Consider the following 19,980-nt stretch of genomic DNA (forward strand, 5'->3'; position numbering starts at 1 on the left):
GAAGGGATAGACATGACAGATACAACGATGCAGCAGCATAGGGAGAGCGACGCTCTCCCTACCTACCAGGCAGCGACGGATTGGATCACAGGACTCCTGCCATTCGGCATTCGACCAGGTCTTGACCGGATTGAGGCGCTTATGGAGCGTCTCGGCAATCCGCATCGCAGACTGAAATTCATACATGTCGCAGGCACGAATGGCAAGGGATCGGTATGCGCGTATTTGACCAGCGTGTTGTTCCAAAGCGGATACGATGTCGGTACATTCACATCGCCTTATATCACGAAATTCACCAACAGATTTCAATATAACGGCAAAGACATACAAGAAGAGCAATTGCTGGCGCTTGCCAATGAGCTGAAGCCTCATGTCGAAGCAATCGGGGAGACAGAGCTAGGGTCACCGACGATGTTCGAAGTATCAACGGCGCTCGCCATTCTTTACTTCGCCAAGGTAACATACCCTGATTACGTCGTATGGGAGACCGGTCTTGGCGGTCGAATGGATGTGACCAATATCGTCTATCCGGTCATATCTGTCATTACCAATGTCGGTCACGATCATATGGACCGTCTTGGCGACACGCTGGCGCAAGTAGCGGAGGAGAAGGCTGGCATTATCAAGCCGGGCGTTCCAGTTGTCAGCGCGGTGACGCAGCCGGAAGTGGTGGATGTCATTCGGCGGGTTGCCGGGGAGAAGAGCAGCACGTTGTACATGCTCGGCGAGCAATTCAGCGAATCGGCGCTTGAAGTGCGGCAGGATGAACAGCAGTTCCGCTTCCAGGGCATGTTCCGAACCATTGAACCGCTTGGCATCTCGCTAAATGGGGCGCATCAGCGGACGAATGCAGCTGTTGCTGTCATGACGGTAGAGGTGCTGCGGCAATATCAGGCGCTAGTTGTCGAGGACGACGCCCTGCAAGAAGGTTTGCTCAAGGCAGAATGGCCGGGCAGGCTGGAGATGGTGAAGCGCGAGCCTCGCATTTTGCTTGATGGCGCGCATAATCCGGAAGGTGCGGAGATGCTGGCGAAGGCTTTGAAGGACACCTATAAGTACGATCGTCTCCATGTTGTGATGGGGATGCTGGAGAATAAGAATCATCGGGAGACATTTAAGCATATACTACCAATAGTGGATACGCTTATCTTAACCGAGCCCGATTATCGGATGAAGATGGAAGCGCAGGATTTGGCCGCTATCGTACAGGAGCTGCGCCAGAACCTGCAAGGCGGGAAGCCGTTCGAGCTTGTCATCGAGAAGGATTGGAAGCAGGCATTGCAAACATTACAACAGGTTACCGGGTCTTCGGATCTTGGGGTCGTGACAGGGACGCTTTATTTGATAGCGGACGTTCGCGCCCGCTTGCTGTACAACTCGGATTCTGAAAAAGGTTGGTGAACCGTCTTTGAATACGGCAGAACATGTTCATTTCATCGGGATCGGCGGTTACGGCATGAGCGCGATTGCGCGCGTCATGCTAGAGATGGGCTATAAGGTAACCGGTTCCGATGTCGCGAGGCAGGAGCTTACGGAGAAGCTTGCTGCAAAAGGAGCCGATATCTACATCGGCCATCAGCCGGAGCATGTGCGAGGCGCCGATCTGGTTGTGTACTCGACAGCTCTGACGAGCGACAATGTGGAGCGCAAGGCGGCGGAGGAGCTTAATATTCCGGTGCTGCACCGCGCACAAATGCTGGCAAGGCTGATGAATGCGGGGAAAGGCGTTGCTGTAGCGGGTGCGCACGGCAAGACGACCACCTCCTCCATGATTGCGCTTGTCATGGAAGCTTGCAAAGCCGATCCTACTTACATTATCGGCGGAGAAATCGTAAACGTAGGCACAAATGCAAAAGCGGGCAAAGGCGAATATGTGGTGGCGGAAGCGGATGAGAGCGACGGCTCCTTCCTGCAATACCATCCCTCCATCGCGATTGTTACCAATATCGAGCCTGATCATTTGGAAAATTATGATGGGGATTTCGAGAAGCTGAAGGCAGCTTATGTACAATTTCTACAGCAGGTGAAAGATGGCGGCAAAGCGATCGTCTGCATTGACAGCGAGACGGTTAGGGAGCTTCTGCCTCGTATCTATAAGGGGGACACGAATCGGGAAGCGTCTCAGCTCATCACTTACGGCATTCAAGAAGACGCCTTGTACAGGGCGGACAATATCGTACTCGGCGACCGCAAGGTATCCTTCGACGTGCTGAAGAGCGGTGTGCTTCTCGGCAACATCTCGTTATCCGTGCCAGGTCTTCACAACGTGTCGAACGCGATGGCAACCATCATTACGTGCTTGGAGGCGGGACTTGATTTCGACGCCATCAAAGCGGCAATTAGTTCCTTCCGTGGAGCCAAGCGGCGATTCCAGGTGCTCGGGGAAGTGAATGACATTCTCGTCATTGACGATTATGCCCATCATCCCACCGAAATCCAGGCAACCATCAGCGCAGCCAAGGCAACGGGCAAACGCATAATCGCGGTATTCCAGCCTCAGCGCTATACAAGAACGTTTTTCCTGTTTGAGCAATTCAGCAGATCGTTCTCGGAGGCGGATGAGGTGATCATTACCGATATCTACTCTCCAGCCGGAGAGAAGCAGATCGAGGGCGTCAACTCCGTCAAGCTGGTTGAGCTGATTCGCAAGAACAGCCATGCCACAGCGGAATACATTGCGACCAAGGAAGAAGTATTGAGCGTGCTCAAGGAGCGAGTGGCTCCAGGAGATCTGGTTATTACAATGGGAGCAGGAGACATTTGGAAAGCGGCTGATGCACTGGCCAAACATTTGACTTCGGCTTCCTGATGATAGGTGCGAAATAGGAGAAGCGGGACCCTCTTTAGAGGGTTCTGCTTCTTTTTTTGAATCTCTCAATATCTCGTCATAACTCTCTTTTTCATCTCATAGACTAATAGCAGACATTGGGACGAGGAGAGATGGACATGAATCCAAACAACCGGATAACCTACCGCTTTGATCGGCAAGGCCAGCAGATCGACAAAAAAGAAGCAATTCCGCAACGCAACGAAGAGCAGCGCAGGAAACAATCGCCAACTGGCAATGTAATCCCCTTATATCAGCCGGTGGTTTCGAATGGTATAGATGACACTCATCCATGGGACAGCGTCTTCCAGGAGGATGTCGGCGAGTTGGAGAAGCTGATCCGCGATTCTGCCGATGAAGCTGAGGATAGTAGAATGGCGAAGCAAGGGGATACCGGAGCTTCAAGAAGAAGCGGTGATGCAGAGCGGGAATCCAAGAAGTGGCAGGCGCCGGATGCGGCAGATCCATGGTCGTCCCTACAGCATGATCTCTCTGATTTTTCTGTTCCCGAAGCAAAGGACAGAGAGTATGAATCTGCATGGAACGGCGAACGCGATCATGGACCGATACTGGATGATGAAGGGCCGATCATTCGCAAATCAGGCGGACCGTCCTGGTTTAATGTGTTTTTGTCGGTTGCCGGAGCGCTGGCGACGGGCGCTTTGTTCGGTTACTTTATTCTGACCTTGTTCACGGGCGGCTTCATATGGCCGGGAAGCTCCCCGAATGGCGGTGCTGCAGAGGGGAATGGCATTACGCTAGAAGAAATCGTGAATCTACCTGTTACGGAGGGAATTGACGAAGGAGACAAGGGGAATACCGGCACAAAGACGCCATCTGCGGAGCAACCGGATAATCCGGTAACCGCCGCAACGGTTAGCCTGGGCGGAGGACAAGCGTATTCGGTGCTTCAATTCGGGGTGTTCAAGGGAACGGAAGGACGCGATGAAGCACTCAAGCAGCTTGCGGCCAAAGGCTTGCCGGCTGCGACGATCCACTCTGGAGATTCCTACTATGTGTATGCGGGCATAGCGATGAATCAGAAAGAAGCAGCAGTGCTGGCTGCCCAAATGCCTGATATGCTCATTTACAAAAAGGAGCTAAAGCTGGCGCTGCCGGATCGCCTCCCTTTCACAGGCAGCGAAGAAGAGGCAAAGCAGTTCTTTGACCAGACGCATGCTCTGATTACCTCGTGGTCGAGTCTAATTGTGACGCAATTGGAGCAAGCCGAATTGTCCCCGGTTGGAGAGGCTGCTTCGAAAGCGTGGCAAGACAAGGTGGAAGAATGGAAGACTGCAGCCGAAATTATGAAAAACGGCATAGGCGATGGCAAGGAAGGCGTCTATTTGGCCCAGCTGTCAGGCGCTGTGGGAGATGCCGGTGACGCGATGATTGGCTATGACAAGAAGACGAGCAAGGCGAGTCTGTGGAAGGCGCAAGAAGCCTTGATGCGCGCTGTGCTGGCGCAAAAAGAATGGTTTGAGTCTATGAGCGCATTGTAAAGAGCGAGCAACCTGCGTATAATAGAGTCAGGTGTCAATTCGTGGCGAAAGGGATTGAACGATGAAGAAAAATGGCTGGATCTTTTTCTTGTTTATCGTACTGGGACTTGTGGCTGGCGCTCTCGTAGCCCGTTGGCTGGAGCCCGTTCAAGGCCTGTCTTTTCTGACCAAGCCGATCGTGACAACCTGGTCGCCTGCGCTTGATTTGTACGTGCTAAGCTTTGATTTTACGCTGAATTTGCAATTGAGCTTGTTCAGTATCGTGGGCGCGGCACTCGCTATCTGGCTGTATCGCAAGATGTAGAATACGGTCTGGCAATTAGAGTCATAGCGATTGGACAGGCAATCTAAGGAGAATACGAAGTATGTCTATTAATTTGAGTGTAAACGAACCGATAAGCCGGATCGTATTGGCTTCATCGTCACCGCGCCGGAAGGAACTGGTCGCATCTTTGGACCTTTCCTTGCCGGTTTATATTTTGTCTACGGATGCGGACGAGACTGTCCAGGACCACTGGACGCCGCAGGAAACCGTGGAGGAGCTTAGCCTGCTCAAAGCTACAGCAGCGCTTGCCATGCTTCCCAAGCGGGGGGATAAGTCCGATGGAACCTCTGATCTCATTATCGCTGCGGATACGATCGTGGCGCTAGGTGGAGATATTCTGGGCAAGCCGCGGAACGACGATGAGGCGGCAAGCATGCTGGAGAGGCTGTCGGGTCATCAGCATGACGTCTTCACGGGCATTGCTTGCATCGCTGTGGATTCCGGCAAGACGCTGGTCGCCAGCCGCAGAACCAAAGTGAGGATGAAGGAGCTTGGCAGCGAGCGGATCAGACGTTATGTGGCGACTGGCGAACCTCGCGATAAGGCGGGCTCTTACGGCATACAAGGGCTGGGTTCTACGCTGGTGGAAGAGATCGAAGGTTGTTATTTCAACGTCGTCGGCCTTCCGTTGTCGCTCCTGTCAGATATGTTGGAGCGGTATGGCATCCGTGTTTTATAAGCGATAGGATCGATTCTTGACGGGGAATGAAATGGCGAATAAATACTTTTAACAAGAGGGCAGGTTAGGGACATGATTGCGCATACATCAGGTTTGCGGAATGTCCCCCATGAAGAACGTCCAAGAGAGCGCATGATGACATATGGGGCTGAAGCTTTAAGCCATGCGGAATTGCTGGCTATATTATTGCGGACTGGCACTAGGAATCAGTCTGCCGTGCATGTGGCAGGCGCTATTCTCAAGCAATGCGGCAATCTGCGCAATTTGATGGACATGAGCATGGAAGAACTGACGGCTATATCCGGGGTCGGTCCGGCCAAAGCGCTCCAGCTTCGTGCAGGCATTGAGCTTGGGCGGCGTATTACTAAGAGCAGGCTTGGCGACGTTACGACGGTGAGAAGGCCTAAGGATGCTGCCGACTTTATTATGGAAGAGCTTCGTTATCTCAAGAAAGAGCATTTTGTATGTATGTTTCTCAACACCAAAAACCACATTATTGCCCGGGAAACATTGTCAGTAGGAACGCTTAATGCATCGCTTGTGCATCCAAGAGAAGTGTTCCGGGCAGCGATCAAATATAACAGCGCATCTATTATATGCGCGCACAATCATCCAAGCGGCGACCCAGCGCCAAGTCCAGAGGATATTTCCTTGACGGGGAGATTGGCGGAAGCGGGGCAACTGGTCGGAATTGAACTGCTCGATCACTTGGTCATCGGGGATGGCAGATTCGTCAGTTTGAAGGAGCTAGGCCATCTGTAATATAATATAAGGGATTGTCGTAATGAGAAGGGAGCAAGAACATGTTTGGGAGCTTTTCGAAAGATTTGGGAATTGATTTGGGTACGGCAAACACTCTTGTTTATGTAAAAGGAAAAGGCATTGTCGTAAGAGAACCGTCGGTGGTGGCTCTGCGTACTGATACAAAAACAATCGAAGCGGTCGGCGAGCAAGCGAAAAAAATGATCGGTAGAACGCCGGGCAACATTCGTGCTGTCAGACCGATGAAAGACGGCGTTATTGCAGACTTTGAGACAACGGCAACGATGATTAAGTATTTCATCCGATCCGCTCAGAAGCAGCGGTCGTTGTTCCCGCGCCATCCTAATGTGATGGTCTGTGTGCCATCCGGCATAACAGCTGTTGAGCAGAGAGCGGTAGAGGACGCAGCCAAGCAAGCGGGCGCGCGTGAAGCGTTTATTATCGAGGAGCCGTTCGCAGCGGCTATCGGGGCGGACCTTCCAGTATGGGAGCCAACTGGCAGTATGGTCGTGGATATCGGCGGCGGTACGACTGAAGTTGCGGTAATCTCGCTGGGCGGCATCGTAACGAGCCGTTCGATCCGCGTGGCGGGCGACGAGATGGATGAGGCGATTATTCAGTATATCAAGCGTCTGTATAACCTAATGATCGGTGAGAGAACGTCTGAGCAGCTTAAGATGGAGATCGGATCGGCGCTTCAGCTCGACAAGCCGGAGACGCTAGAGATTAGAGGCCGCGATCTGGTATCAGGCCTGCCTAAGACGTTGCCGATTACGTCGGATGAGATTACGGACGCATTGATGGACACCATTAACTCCATTGTCGACGCCGTCAAAGTTACGCTGGAGAAATGTCCGCCGGAGTTGTCCGCCGACATTATGGACAGAGGTATCGTGCTTACAGGCGGAGGCGCTCTTCTACGGAATCTTGACAAGCTGCTGCAACGCGAGACGGGGATGCCGGTTATCGTAGCTGAGAACCCGCTGGACTGCGTGGCGATCGGAACGGGTCGCTCTCTCGACAACATCCATTTGTTCAAGAACAGAGGCTCTTCGGGACGATCCAAGCGCTAGGCCGGTTTTCGATTAACAGGAATGGATAAGGGATGGGCAGGTGATCGGGCTGTTTAATCTAATGAGGAATAAGCGAGTCTTCATGCTTATGATCGGATTGATATTGTTCATTGCGATCATCGGCTTCTCATTAAGTGATCGCAAGGAGATGAGCTGGCCGGAGAAGTTTCTAAGAGATACGACCGGTTATGTTCAGCAATGGTTCTACAAGCCCGCTGGTTATATAGCGGGCTTCTTTGAGGATATTAGAAATCTTCGTCAACTTCACGAAGAAAACGAGCAACTTAAATTGTTGGCTGCGGCGTATGCTCGCGACAAGGTAACTTATAATTTCATCAAGAACGATAACGAGCGGCTGCAGCGGGAGCTTAATTTCACCGAGCAGCAGAAGCAGATGTACAATTACAATTATTTGATCGCACAAGTTATATCGGTTAATAATGACGCTAATAATCGCACGATGAGTATCAATCTGGGCTCGAAAAACGGCATTAAGCCGAATCTGGCAGTGACGACAGTCGACGGCCTGATCGGTTTGGTCAGTTCTGTCACCCCTTATACGGCGACCATTACACCGATTACGGAGCTTAACGAAGTGTCGATAGCGTTCAATTCGATCTCAGCGACGATTGAGGGGCGCGAGAACGAGTCGTTCGGCATCCTGAGCAGCTACAACCGTGATACAGGCATGCTTATTATGACGAAAATTGGCGAGACCGACAAAATGGAGATTGGCGATACGGTCATTACGTCCGGAATTGGCGGCGTGTATCCGCGCGGACTTCGCGTCGGGACCGTTGAGACAAAGCAGGTAGGTGATTTCGGTCTCACTTATACGGCTTCAGTGAAGCTGGCAGCCAGCTTCGACCATCTGACAGAAGTGTTTGTTGTTCAGCCGCCGGAGATGGATACGGATTCGGAGGATGAGCAGCAATGAGCATGAATAGGATCGTTATCCTCATGCTGCTTTTATTCGTTATCGAAGGCGCAATTATGCCTTGGATTATCCCGGCTGGATTCGGAGATCGAATCATCCCGCACTTTGTTTTCGTTATTGTGCTTTATTCGGCTCTTTATGGCAATCGCCATCAGGCTTTAATGTTAGGCGCGGGTTTTGGCCTGCTGCAAGATATTGTCTATTACGGACATTTAATCGGCGGACATTTTTTTATGATGGGACTGATAGGTTACTTTACAGGCGTGTTGCTGGAGCGCAAGCGCGTCACGGTAATCATGGCGTTGACGGTCATTGGGTTCGCTTGCATCGTGTATGATACGGCCTTGTTCTATATTTATAAGGTATTCCGCATTACCGACGCTGCTTATGCATGGGCACTGCTGAATCATATACTGCCAAGCCTGTTTCTCCAACTTGCATTCGCGCTTGCTTGCTATATTCCGGTCAGACGCATTTTTGAATCTCGAAGCAAGGCATTGCCTGACAGCGAAGAAGAATAATTCGATGCGCAATTGCAGGAATTCGGCGCGGCCAGCAAGAATTCATTAGGTTGGGGAGGGACGGTTGTGACCGAGAAACAACATATCATGATTAAAGGCGTCAAGGAAGGTCTCTTGTTCCTTCTCGACGATCAGTGTGAATTCGAAGCTTTGCTAGCCGAATTGCAATATAAACTGGAGAAAACTCATCAGCAGCTGCTTACCGGACCGCTTGTGCATATCCATGTAAAGCTGGGCTCGCGAATAGCGAGCGATGAGCAGAAGGAGCAGCTAGCAAGTATTATCCGATCTCAAGGAAATCTGATTATCGGATCGATGGAATCGGATTTGCCGGAGCCTTCGGACCCTACATCGAACAAATCCAAACTTCATGTCATCACGTCCATCGTACGCTCGGGACAGACACTGGAGCATGACGGCGATCTCTTGCTGATTGGCGATGTGAATCCGGGCGGGACCTTGTTGTGTACGGGAGATATCTATGTGCTCGGCGCGCTTCGCGGGATGGCCCATGCTGGAATAGCGGGGCGGCAGGATGTTGTCATCGCGACATCGCTCATGAGGCCGACGCAACTGCGCATTGCAGATATCGTAAGCAGGCCGCCGGAAGAATGGCTGACCGGAGACGCTGCGATGGAATTCGCTTATTTGGAAGAAGGACAGATGCAGATCGACAAGCTGTCTCAATTATTCCGAATCAGGCATAATCCTATAATGTTTAAAGGAGTGTAGAGCATGGGAGAAGCGATCGTGGTAACATCAGGCAAGGGCGGAGTCGGCAAAACGACAACCTCGGCCAATATCGGAACAGCGCTCGCGCTGCTGGGCAAAAAAGTATGTATGATTGATACCGATATCGGACTCCGCAACCTGGATGTAGTGATGGGGCTTGAGAATCGGATAATATACGATCTGGTAGACGTAGCGGAAGGACGCTGCCGTCTGAGCCAAGCGCTTGTCAAAGATAAGCGGTTCGATGAGCTGTATATGCTTCCCGCTGCCCAGACGAAGGATAAGGATTCTGTCAAGCCGGAGCAAATCCGGGCAATGGTGCTTGAGCTGAAGCAGGACCATGATTATGTTATTATTGATTGTCCTGCCGGCATCGAGCATGGTTTCCGCAACGCGATTGCGGGTGCCGACCGTGCCATTGTGGTAACCACACCAGAGAATGCCGCTGTTCGCGATGCAGATCGCGTCATCGGATTGCTGGAGGGCGAGAAGATTCCATCCAAGCTTGTTATTAACCGTATTCGCCAATCGATGGTGAAAAACGGAGAGATGCTTGATATTGATGAAATCTGCCAAGTATTGGCCATTGATTTATTGGGAATAGTGCCCGATGATGAAAAAGTGATATCTGCGGCCAATAGCGGAGAGCCTACTGTTATGAATCCGGCTTCGCGGGCAGCTATCGCCTACCGCAATATTGCGCGCCGTATACTCGGCGATATGGTACCGCTTATGCTGCTGGATGAAAAGGCGGGTGCCTTCAAGCGATTCCGCAAGTTCCTTGGAATAGGATGATTGCCTTGTGCTTAACAAACTGAAAAAGCTGGATTGGGGCATCTTGATCATCTTGCTGTGTCTTATGGCCATTAGTTCGTTGGTTATACACAGCGCTACGGCCAACAATCCGATGTATCACAACAACGACATGAAGCAGCTAGCTTTTTTCGGCCTAGGTTTTGTCGTGGCGATTGTGTCCGTGTTGTTCGACTACCGTATCGTGCTGAAGTTCTGGTATGTGTTTTACGGCATTGGCGTTGCGCTGCTCATCCTGGTCTATTTCTTCGGAGCTGAGATTAACGGTGCCAAAGGATGGTTCAAGCTAGGGGAGTCGATTAACTTCCAGCCGGCGGAAATGATGAAAATCATTCTGATTATTGGCATTGCGTATATTATGGGCAGACGGCAAGGCGATAAGCTAAACTTTACGAATGATATCATTACGATCGGAGCGTTCGTATTCCTTCCGTTCTTGCTTGTTATGGTTCAGCCTGACCTCGGCAATGCCATTATCTACTTGGTTATTGTGATCGGTATGTTGTGGATAGGCAATATCAAATATACGCATGTGGCGATCGGGCTTGCGATTGTCGTAGGCAGCGTCATGCTGTTTGTCTTTCTGTTCAACAGCTTCAATACGGAGATCAAAGATTATTTGGTAGGCCACAAAAAGACGCATTGGTATGAACGGATTAATACCTTTATTAATCCAAGCGAAGCCACAGCAGATGCAAGGCGCCAATCGCTGAATGCGCAAATCGCTATCGGTTCGGGCGGTTTAAGCGGAGACGGCTTCTTGCAAGGAGATATGAAAAATGGCGGTTTCGTGCCCTATACGTATTCGGATTCGATCTTTGTCGTTATCGGGGAGGAATTCGGATTCCAAGGTGCTGCTATACTGCTGCTGCTCTACTTCCTGCTGATCTATCGAATGATCATGATCGCCTTCAAATGTTATGACAGGCGAGCCTCATTCATTGTCATTGGGGTAGTCTCCATGTTCGTATTCCAAATCTTCCAGAACATCGGCATGATGATCGGATTGATGCCGATTACGGGTATTACGCTTCCTTTCATTAGCTATGGCGGTACTTCACTATTGCTCAATATGCTGTCGATCGGGTTAGTGTTCAGCATTAAAGCGCATCAGGAAGTCTATGAATTGGCAGATAACTAAATACAATCATTAAAGCATGGTTTGTACAGAGTTCCGCTCTGTCAGGCGATGCTTTTTTTGCATGCTGTCTGCACGAATACTTGTCTCATTCCTCTCATAGTTATGAGAGATGAGATATGGGCGGCAGAGAAAGAAGCCGCCGATTCGGGGAGGACAGGCCATGGGACTTAGAGATGACGTGAAGCAGCGCAGGCATGAGAAAATAAGAAGTCTGCTCCATTATTATAACGGGTCGCAGGATAAGGATAGGCGAGACGAGCAAGCAAACGAATGGAACACGGATTCTGACAGCAACATCTCAGCGGACAAATCACTTCAGGAGGCTCGTGCGTCAAATGAGACTGCAGACCCGCCCTTACGGAGGGGTAATCGCCCTGTTGGTCTGACCCAGACAGGTTCGGCTGACCCGGAACTGGCATGGAAGCAAAATCCCAATCCTTGGGCGGCATGGGGAGAAGACCGAGGTTCAACTGGAACAAGAAGTTTTGTGAAATCTCAGCATACAGACGATTTCGAACCGCCAAGGGGCGGATGGAGAAGACTGCGTAAAGAATTAGCTTGGAAGTTCGCCTTATCGGTCGCTATTTTCGGAGGCATATGGACTATGTTCGAATCGGAGCACCCCTGGTCGGCGAAAGGACAGGCTTTTGTATCAGACGCAATGTCGAACGAGATCGATTTTGCTTCCGTTGCTCTTTGGTACAAGGACGTATTCGCGGGAGCCCCTTCCTTTATTCCTATATTCGGGGGCAAGAGCGGCAATGCAACACTGGTGGACGGTCAACCTAAGGGGCTTGTTGTCTCGCCTTTGGAGGGGGCGACAGTCGTACGGACTTTCGCTGATTTGCTCAACGGCGTGGAGCTGGCTGGTGATCCGGAAGCTGCTGTCGTCGCAGCGGAGACGGGAAGAGTGATCCAGATTTCCACACGAAAAGACAGCGTGCTGATCCAACATGCCAATGAACGAATATCAATCTATGGCAAGCTGGCAACGGTGAACGTAGCGGTCAATGATTGGGTGGAAGCGGGGCAGCTTATTGGCAAGCTTCAGCCGGTAGAGAATGATGCTGGTTACAGCTTCCTATACTTTGCAGTGAAGCAGAAAGACCGGTATATGGATCCGTTGGACGTGATACCGATTGATTAAGTGCGGAGGCATACGCTGGTCGATTCATCCGTTGTTCATTATCGTCATGCTGGCTTCAGCTGTCACGGGTTACTTTGCCGAGCTGCTGACGCTGTTTATTCTTGTGCTGGTGCATGAATTAGGTCATGTTGTCGTTGCGAAAGGATTCGGTTGGACGATCAGGGAAGTGAAGCTGCTCCCATTCGGCGGTGTGGCTGAGGTGGATGAAGCGGGAGGCATTACAGCCAAAGAAGACGCCATCGTGGCGATTGCGGGCCCTCTCCAAAACGTATGGATGGGCGCGCTTGCATGGGGACTTGGCGTTGCGGGCATTTGGGATGAAGCATGGGCTCAGTATGTCGGGCAAGCCAATCTGATGATCGCCTTGTTCAATCTTCTGCCGATCTATCCGCTTGATGGGGGGAAGCTGCTGCAGGCTCTGCTCAGCTATATGATGAATTATTATCGCATGTTGATTTGGTCTGCCAGACTCAGCTTGCTGTTCAGCGCTATGATGCTCCTTGGCGCGTTGTTCCCTTTGATCGGAGGCGAGGGTATTCAACTTAATTTGTTCATCGTGGGTACGTTCCTTCTTGTATCGAATTGGACGTATCACCGGAACATTCCTTATTTGTTCTATCGTTTTTTGACCCATCGGAGCAATCAAGCAGAGGATGTGTCGGAACAAGGGAAGACAGTGAGCCCTATTATTGTGAATGGCAAGCAATCCGTTCTCTCTGTCGCCAAGCTGTTCAATAGGGAACGCTACCACCTTGTGTATGTGATTGGTGCTTCGTCAACGGGCTTGCAGGTGCTTCCTGAAGGGCGGATCGTCGATGGATGCTTGTCCGGACTGAACCCTCATCGTGCAGTAAGCGAGCTTTTCAGTTAAACTAAGGAAAAGGCTTGCTTGGGAGGATCGGTAAGGATGAAACAAATGCTCATGCATGTGGAAGGCGATGCGCTGCAAACCGCGGTTCTAAGAGACGGCTGTCTGGATGAATTTTTTATGGAGCGTTCCGGCGGGGGAAGCCTCGTCGGCAATGTCTATAAGGGAAGGGTTGTTAATGTGCTGCCAGGCATGGAAGCGGCTTTTGTCGATATTGGACTGGGCAAAAACGCCTTTCTGTATATTGATGATATGCTTCATCCTCATGCGGACAAGCAGCCCAAGCAAAAACCGGCAGTTGCCGAAATTGCGCGGCCGGGCCAGGAGCTCGTCGTTCAGGTTGTGAAGGACCCCCTGGGAGGAAAGGGGGCTCGCGTCACGACTCATTTCAACTTGGCGGGAAGATGGCTTGTCTATATGCCAAGCGCAGGATACGTCGGCATATCCAAAAGAATCGATAGCGAAGCTGAGAGGGAACGGCTTCGATTGCTTGGCGAGCAGCTGCGCCTGGAGGATGAAGGTATTATTATGAGGACGGCAGCAGAAGGGGAAGGCGAGGAGTCTCTGGATGGGGATGTCGGGAAGCTGCGCGAGCTATGGCGGGCAGTGGAGGGACGAGCTGCCGAAGTGAAGGCGCCTGCGTTGCTTCATTGCGAAGCCGGCCTTATGCATCGTGTCGTTCGCGATTCGTTGATGCTTGATATCGATGAATTATGGATCGACAGCCCGTCACGATTCGATGAAGCTTCCAAGCTGTTGTCAGATATGACGCCTAAACTGAAGGAACGGCTTCGATTGTACGAATCGGAGGGCCGCGGCGGCTTGTTCCAGTCGTTCGGAGTATCCGCTCAGATCGAAGAGGCGTTCTCCAAGCGAATTCCAATGAACAATGGCGGATATCTCATATGGGAAGAGACCGAGGCGCTCACTGTCATCGATGTGAATACGGGCAAATATACAGGTACGAACAATCTGGAGGATACCGTCTTTCGAACCAATCTGGAAGCGGCTGCGCTTATTGCCAGGCTGCTGCGTGTACGGGACGTTGGCGGCATTATCATTATCGATTTTATTGATATGCAGCAGGAAGACAGCAAGAGTAAAATTTTGACTAAAATGATAGATGAGGTTCGACGCGACGGTACAAAATGTACGATCGTTGGTTGGACAAAGCTCGGTCTCATGGAGCTGACACGCAAAAAGGCGCGGGAGAATGCCATCAGCCAGATGGGCGAGGTATGCAAAACCTGTGGTCAAAGCAGTTAAACAGTTAAACGATACGGCTTAGTGCATAGTATCCTTGAAGGAAATAGCTTGTAATAGGTTTCCGGTTATGGTAAGCTGTTTGGGTGTATGTTCCGTATCATCATGGTGCGAATGTACAGGTACCGCTCCGATCAGGTACATAAGCGCACAGGCTTCGGTCTAGTGTCCACCTACATCAGGCGAGTCTTCGAAAATAAGGAGGTGCACCACAATGTTCGCAATTATCGAAACTGGCGGCAAGCAATACAAAGTTCAGGAGGGCGATGTAATCTACATCGAGAAACTGGACGGCAACCAAGGCGAAAACGTAACGTTCGATCGCGTACTGGCCGTATCCGGCAAGGACGGACTCGTAACTGGCGCTCCGGTTGTATCCGGCGCAACAGTAACAGGCAAAGTCGAGAAACACGGCAGAGGCCAAAAGATCACCGTTTACAAATACAAAGCCAAAAAGAACTACCGTCGTAAGCAAGGCCATCGTCAGCCTTACACGAAAGTAACGATCGAGAAAATCCAAGCGTAAGAGGACTTCTATGATTAACGTTACATTTCTTCGGAATGCTGATAAACGCATCGTATCGTTTGCAGTCGAAGGACATGCTAAATATGCGAAGCCCGGCAAAGACATTGTCTGTGCCGGCGTGTCGGCAGTATCGGTCGGCACGGTGAATGCGATTGAGACATTGGCGGGGTTTGAGCTTCAGACTACGATGAAGAACGGCTGGCTGTCTTCGGATATTCCGGTTCTGCCTGATGCGGAAGCGGATAGCCGAATGCAGCTGCTGCTTGAATCGATGTTGGTTATGCTCGAGTCGATCGCTACATCATACGGCAAGCACGTCGTTATACAGGAGCGGCTGCAATAAGCCGCCTCACTGCGACGCAACAACTTAAGAAGGAGGGATACACCATGTTGAAACTGAATCTTCAGCTATTCGCATCGAAGAAAGGTGTAGGTTCCACGAAGAACGGACGCGACTCTCAGTCCAAGCGCCTTGGCGCTAAGCGTGCTGACGGTCAAGTCGTTACTGGAGGAAGCATCTTGTTCCGTCAACGCGGAACGAAGATCCACCCAGGCACTAACGTTGGCATCGGTAAAGACGACACTCTGTACGCGAAAGTGGACGGCGTTGTGAAGTTCGAGCGCCTCGGACGCGATCGCAAAAAAGTGAGCGTATACCCTGTTGCTCAAGCTCCAGTAGCTGCGGCAGTAGAAGCTTAAGACAGAAACGTAAGCGGCTGACGTCGTCTTCCCAGACGGCGCAGCGTACGTTTTGCGTCGAGATAGAAGCCCGGTATAAGTGCGAAACCTATACGACTTGTATTTCGATAAAGCCCCGGCCGGCATTGCTAGGCCTGGGGCTTTTGTTATTTAGGGAGATGACCAAGCTGGATCGCCATGGTATACTGAATGAGCTAGTACATTAGGGTGAAGGTAGGTTCTTGCGAATGGGACGCTATACGACGGCGAAGCATTACGCGGCGGCATCCATCTTGCTGCCTGGAAGCGCGGCATTGATCTGGCCGGGCAAAGTTTGGCTGACAGCTTTGTTTCTCATCTGGCTAGTCGCGAGCGCGGCATACTGGATTCGCGAGGAGCGCAAGGAGAATCAAGAGCGGCTTGCAAGAACGATTGGAGCCATGCAGAACTCCGGTATTCGCACCCTGAACCATCATCGCCATGATTGGATGAATGATTTGCAAGTACTGTTCGGATATACCAGAATGGGAAAATTGGATAAGACGATCGAGTATGTGGAGAAAATAAGAGAGAGAATGGCTGCAGAAAGCGCCATCTCGAAGCTTGGTTCGCCCACTTTGGTCAGCTTTATTCACTCTTTTAGAACGATCACCAATTCTCTCTCGCTTCAAGTGGATATAAAGGGAGACCTTCATCTGAACGAGCTGGCTCTGGACGGAGAGGCTGTTGCAGAGACGATCATACATACGATAAATGCCTACCGGTTCGCCGTGAAGTCGGATAGCGCTGCCTGGTCTGTACTCAAGCTGGAATTGAGTGCGGATGACGAAGCGCTGTATGCATCGTTTTATTATGAAGGTGAATTGATGAATGAACAACAATGGAGTCAAAAAATAAAACAGCAGTTGGAGGGTGCGCCGCTGAAGCCTATCGGCTCCGTGCAGAACTTCTCCAAAGTGCTGCTAAGGGCGGAACTACGCGCTTGAACGGAGGCAAGACATGTTTGTCGATAAGGCAAAGATATTTGTAAAAGGCGGAGACGGCGGAGACGGTATCGTCTCATTCCGTCGCGAGAAATATGTAGAGAACGGCGGTCCGGCCGGCGGCGACGGCGGTCATGGGGGCGACCTGATATTCCGAGTGGATGAAGGCTTGCGTACGCTGATGGACTTTCGTTATCAGAAGCATTTTAAAGCGCAGCGCGGAGAGCGCGGCAAAGTAAAAGGCATGCACGGAGCAAGTGCGGATGATACGATTGTCCGTATCCCTCCGGGCACAGTCATCGTGGACGATGATACGAATGAGATCGTTGCGGATTTAACCCGGCACGGACAGCAGGTTGTCATAGCCAAGGGCGGACGCGGCGGGCGCGGCAATATCCGATTTGCCACAGCTACCAATCCGGCTCCTTATATCTCCGAGAATGGAGAAGAAGGTCAGGAGCGCTGGGTTGTGCTGGAGATGAAGGTGATGGCGGATGTTGGGCTAGTCGGCTTCCCAAGCGTAGGCAAATCAACTCTGCTTTCGGTCGTATCGGGTGCAAAGCCGAAAATCGGCGCCTACCATTTCACTACGATTACACCTAATTTGGGTGTGGTTGACGTTGGCGATGGACGCAGCTTCGTCATGGCGGATTTGCCAGGACTTATCGAAGGTGCCCATGAGGGTATCGGGCTTGGCCATGAGTTTCTGCGACATGTAGAGCGTACGCGCGTCATTATTCATGTCATTGACATGGCGGCTTCGGAAGGGCGCGATCCTTACGAGGATTGGCAGAAAATCAATGCGGAACTGTCTCTCTACAATGAAAAGCTGGCTGATCGTCCGCAGATTATTGCTGCGAATAAGATGGACATGCCGGAAGCGGCGGAGCAGCTTGAGCTGTTCAAGCAGCAGTTGGAGGAGTCCGGAAGCGAGCGTGTTTACGAGATCATTCCGATTTCTTCCCTGACAAAGCAAGGTATTCAGGAGCTGCTCTACAAAGCGGCAGATGTTCTGGATACGGTAGCTGTAGGGACCGAGATCGAAGAAGTGAAGGCGATCGAAGAACGCAAAGTATTCAGCTACGAGAAGAAAGCAGAGATTACGTTCACTATCCACCGAGAAGACGAAGTGTTCGTGGTGGAAAGCGAAGGCATCACGAATATGATGAAGCGGATGAACTTGAACTCCTATGATGCCGTTATGCGATTCGCACGCATTATGAGAAAGCTTGGTGTGGACGATTCACTTCGTAAAGCAGGAGCAAAGGATGGCGACATGGTTCGTGTAGCGGATTTTGCTTTTGAATTTTTTGAAGGAAGCGACTACAATCCGTACGATTGACAGAGGAGACGACGAAAGTCGTCTTTTTTCTTTTCGGCCTATTGCCGCATGATGCGGTTTTCGATATAATGTCCACTATAGGTGTACAATTGTCTTTTTGAGGAGGACTGGGATGGCGGATCGCTATTTTGTCGTTCGGGAGGATATATTGCCGGAGGCAATTCAGAAAACCATACTGGTGAAATCGCTCCTCAGCAGCGGGAACGCGGCAACCGTCCATGAAGCTGTGGAGCGTGCAGGCTTAAGCCGAAGCGCCTTCTATAAGTACAAGGACGGCGTGTACGAGTTGAATGAAATCGCGCAAGAGCGGATTATCACCGTCTCCATGGATTTGGAGCATCGGGCGGGCGTGCTGTCGAGCGTACTTGCTCTAGTGGCCAGTCAGGAGGGCAATGTTCTGACCATGAATCAAAGCATACCTCTGCAAGGATTCGCCAATGTCGTGCTTTCCATCGATGTATCACAAGTCGCAGGAGACGCATCAGAGCTTATGGAATTGCTTCGCCGCCAATCCGGTGTGCGCAAAGCGTCCATCATCGGTCGAGGATAACAACTAAGCAATGGAGGGAATATATGAAGCCGGTTAAAGTAGGTTTGCTAGGACTAGGAACAGTAGGGACAGGCGTAGTGCGCATCGTAGAGGCGCATCAGGAAGATTTGCAAGGTCAGGTCGGGTCTCCGATTACCATTGAAAAGGTGCTTGTGCAAAACAAAAGCAAATCGCGAAACATCTCGATCTCGTCAGATAAGCTGACTGAAGATCCATGGGAAGTTATTCGCCATCCGGAGATCGATGTTATCGTTGAAGTAATGGGCGGCATCGGACAGACGAAGGAATATATACTTGAGGCGCTTTCGCTTGGCAAGCATGTTGTGACAGCGAACAAGGATTTGATGGCATTGCACGGACCAGAAATACTGGCCAAAGCGAAGGAGCATTCCTGTGATGTGCTGTATGAGGCCAGTGTTGCGGGCGGCATACCGATCATTCGTACACTGGTGGAAGGTTTCTCCTCCGACCGTATTACGAAGATCATGGGGATTGTGAACGGCACTACCAACTACATCCTGACGAAGATGAGCCAAGAAGGCGCAGCCTATGCTGATGTGCTGAAGGAAGCGCAAGCGCTTGGATACGCCGAAGCGGACCCAACTTCCGATGTGGAAGGGCTTGACGCTGCTCGCAAAATGACGATTCTGGCAACGCTTGGCTTCCACACGAACGTTAATCTGGAGGATGTATCGGCAGAGGGGATTTCTTCCGTAAGCAAGGATGATATTCTATATGCGAAACGTCTGGGTTATGAGTTGAAGCTGCTGGGCATTGCTGAGCGCCAGGACGATCTGATCAGCATTAGCGTACAGCCAACTATGGTGAAGCATTCCCATCCAATCGCATCTGTGAACGGCGTGTTCAATGCGGTGTACGTCTATGGCGAGGCGGTAGGCGAGACGATGTTCTATGGAGCAGGCGCAGGCGAACTGCCTACGGCAACTTCCATCGTTGCGGATTTGGTAGCTGTGGTGAAAAACTTGAAGCTTGGCGTTAATGGCAAGCATAGCGGCATTGCCTTCAAGGAGACAAGGCTTAAGACGGATGAACAGATTTCGTCGAAGTACTTCTTGCTGCTGCATGTAGCGGACCGGGCAGGCGTACTAGCCCGTATCACCCAGGTGTTCGCGGATGCTGAGGTTAGCTTGGAGTCTGTGCTGCAACAGCCGAATCCAACGAATCCGGAAGCGGAAATTATTATCATTACTCACGATGCAAGCAAAGCCGCTATCCAGAAGGTGCTTGGAACGTTCGATTCGCTGGATGTTGTTCATAAAGTGAAGAGCGTATACCGGGTGGAAGGATAAG

General features: G+C 51.1%; 22 protein-coding genes. All 22 read left to right on the forward strand.

Going from position 1 to position 19,980, the window contains the following annotated elements; genetic code table 11:
- Positions 1–12 precede the first annotated feature (12 nt).
- On the forward strand, positions 13–1,401 hold the full coding sequence (locus DX130_RS02260) for a bifunctional folylpolyglutamate synthase/dihydrofolate synthase (RefSeq protein WP_240644138.1): 1,389 nt from the start codon (positions 13–15) through the stop codon (positions 1,399–1,401).
- Between the two features lie 7 nt (positions 1,402–1,408).
- Positions 1,409–2,809: a UDP-N-acetylmuramate--L-alanine ligase gene (gene murC / locus DX130_RS02265; protein WP_116042492.1), complete on the forward strand. Its 1,401-nt coding sequence runs from the start codon at positions 1,409–1,411 to the stop codon at positions 2,807–2,809.
- A 137-nt stretch (positions 2,810–2,946) separates the two neighbouring features.
- Entirely contained in the window at positions 2,947–4,329 is a 1,383-nt protein-coding gene (locus DX130_RS02270) for a hypothetical protein (RefSeq protein WP_116042494.1), read from the forward strand.
- A gap of 61 nt (positions 4,330–4,390) precedes the next feature.
- A complete protein-coding gene (locus DX130_RS02275) occupies positions 4,391–4,633 on the forward strand; it encodes a DUF4321 domain-containing protein (protein ID WP_116042495.1) in 243 nt (80 codons plus the stop codon).
- A gap of 61 nt (positions 4,634–4,694) precedes the next feature.
- A complete protein-coding gene (locus tag DX130_RS02280; protein WP_116042497.1) occupies positions 4,695–5,333 on the forward strand; it encodes a Maf family protein in 639 nt (212 codons plus the stop codon).
- Positions 5,334–5,405: 72 nt separating this feature from the next.
- A complete protein-coding gene (gene radC / locus DX130_RS02285) occupies positions 5,406–6,095 on the forward strand; it encodes a RadC family protein (RefSeq protein ID WP_116042499.1) in 690 nt (229 codons plus the stop codon).
- Between the two features lie 41 nt (positions 6,096–6,136).
- Complete coding sequence (locus DX130_RS02290) at positions 6,137–7,168, forward strand: rod shape-determining protein (RefSeq protein ID WP_116042500.1); 1,032 nt, start codon at positions 6,137–6,139, stop codon at positions 7,166–7,168.
- A gap of 61 nt (positions 7,169–7,229) precedes the next feature.
- Positions 7,230–8,105, forward strand: a complete 876-nt coding sequence (gene mreC, locus DX130_RS02295) for a rod shape-determining protein MreC (RefSeq protein ID WP_165861125.1) — start codon at positions 7,230–7,232, stop codon at positions 8,103–8,105.
- Positions 8,102–8,626: a rod shape-determining protein MreD gene (gene mreD, locus DX130_RS02300; RefSeq protein ID WP_116042502.1), complete on the forward strand. Its 525-nt coding sequence runs from the start codon at positions 8,102–8,104 to the stop codon at positions 8,624–8,626. Before mreC ends, mreD begins: the two co-directional genes overlap by 4 nt.
- Before the next feature lie 87 nt (positions 8,627–8,713).
- Positions 8,714–9,358, forward strand: a complete 645-nt coding sequence (gene minC, locus DX130_RS02305) for a septum site-determining protein MinC (RefSeq protein WP_116045666.1) — start codon at positions 8,714–8,716, stop codon at positions 9,356–9,358.
- A gap of 3 nt (positions 9,359–9,361) precedes the next feature.
- Positions 9,362–10,153, forward strand: coding sequence for a septum site-determining protein MinD (minD, locus tag DX130_RS02310; RefSeq protein WP_116042504.1), 792 nt, complete (start codon positions 9,362–9,364; stop codon positions 10,151–10,153).
- Between the two features lie 7 nt (positions 10,154–10,160).
- Positions 10,161–11,312, forward strand: a complete 1,152-nt coding sequence (locus tag DX130_RS02315; RefSeq protein ID WP_116042506.1) for an FtsW/RodA/SpoVE family cell cycle protein — start codon at positions 10,161–10,163, stop codon at positions 11,310–11,312.
- Positions 11,313–11,472: 160 nt separating this feature from the next.
- Positions 11,473–12,459, forward strand: coding sequence for a M23 family metallopeptidase (locus DX130_RS02320; protein WP_165861126.1), 987 nt, complete (start codon positions 11,473–11,475; stop codon positions 12,457–12,459).
- The gene (locus DX130_RS02325; RefSeq protein WP_116042509.1) at positions 12,452–13,330 is read left to right on the forward strand and encodes a M50 family metallopeptidase; all 879 of its coding nucleotides are present in this window, start codon (positions 12,452–12,454) and stop codon (positions 13,328–13,330) included. Before DX130_RS02320 ends, DX130_RS02325 begins: the two co-directional genes overlap by 8 nt.
- A gap of 36 nt (positions 13,331–13,366) precedes the next feature.
- Entirely contained in the window at positions 13,367–14,593 is a 1,227-nt protein-coding gene (locus DX130_RS02330) for an Rne/Rng family ribonuclease (RefSeq protein ID WP_165861127.1), read from the forward strand.
- 211 nt (positions 14,594–14,804) lie between these two features.
- A complete protein-coding gene (gene rplU / locus DX130_RS02335) occupies positions 14,805–15,116 on the forward strand; it encodes a 50S ribosomal protein L21 (RefSeq protein ID WP_116042511.1) in 312 nt (103 codons plus the stop codon).
- A 10-nt stretch (positions 15,117–15,126) separates the two neighbouring features.
- Positions 15,127–15,459: a ribosomal-processing cysteine protease Prp gene (locus DX130_RS02340; protein WP_116042513.1), complete on the forward strand. Its 333-nt coding sequence runs from the start codon at positions 15,127–15,129 to the stop codon at positions 15,457–15,459.
- 44 nt (positions 15,460–15,503) lie between these two features.
- The gene (gene rpmA / locus DX130_RS02345; RefSeq protein WP_116042515.1) at positions 15,504–15,815 is read left to right on the forward strand and encodes a 50S ribosomal protein L27; all 312 of its coding nucleotides are present in this window, start codon (positions 15,504–15,506) and stop codon (positions 15,813–15,815) included.
- Positions 15,816–16,042: 227 nt separating this feature from the next.
- Entirely contained in the window at positions 16,043–16,780 is a 738-nt protein-coding gene (locus tag DX130_RS02350) for a Spo0B domain-containing protein (RefSeq protein ID WP_116042516.1), read from the forward strand.
- A 13-nt stretch (positions 16,781–16,793) separates the two neighbouring features.
- Positions 16,794–18,119: a GTPase ObgE gene (gene obgE, locus DX130_RS02355; protein ID WP_116042518.1), complete on the forward strand. Its 1,326-nt coding sequence runs from the start codon at positions 16,794–16,796 to the stop codon at positions 18,117–18,119.
- Positions 18,120–18,231: 112 nt separating this feature from the next.
- Positions 18,232–18,669 (forward strand): ACT domain-containing protein, encoded by a 438-nt coding sequence (locus tag DX130_RS02360; RefSeq protein WP_116042520.1) that lies wholly within the window; start codon positions 18,232–18,234, stop codon positions 18,667–18,669.
- Between the two features lie 23 nt (positions 18,670–18,692).
- Positions 18,693–19,979: a homoserine dehydrogenase gene (locus tag DX130_RS02365; RefSeq protein WP_116042521.1), complete on the forward strand. Its 1,287-nt coding sequence runs from the start codon at positions 18,693–18,695 to the stop codon at positions 19,977–19,979.
- Position 19,980: the final 1 nt, after the last annotated feature.

The sequence above is a fragment of the Paenibacillus paeoniae genome (assembly GCF_003388735.1).
Lineage (GTDB): Bacteria > Bacillota > Bacilli > Paenibacillales > Paenibacillaceae > Pristimantibacillus > Pristimantibacillus paeoniae.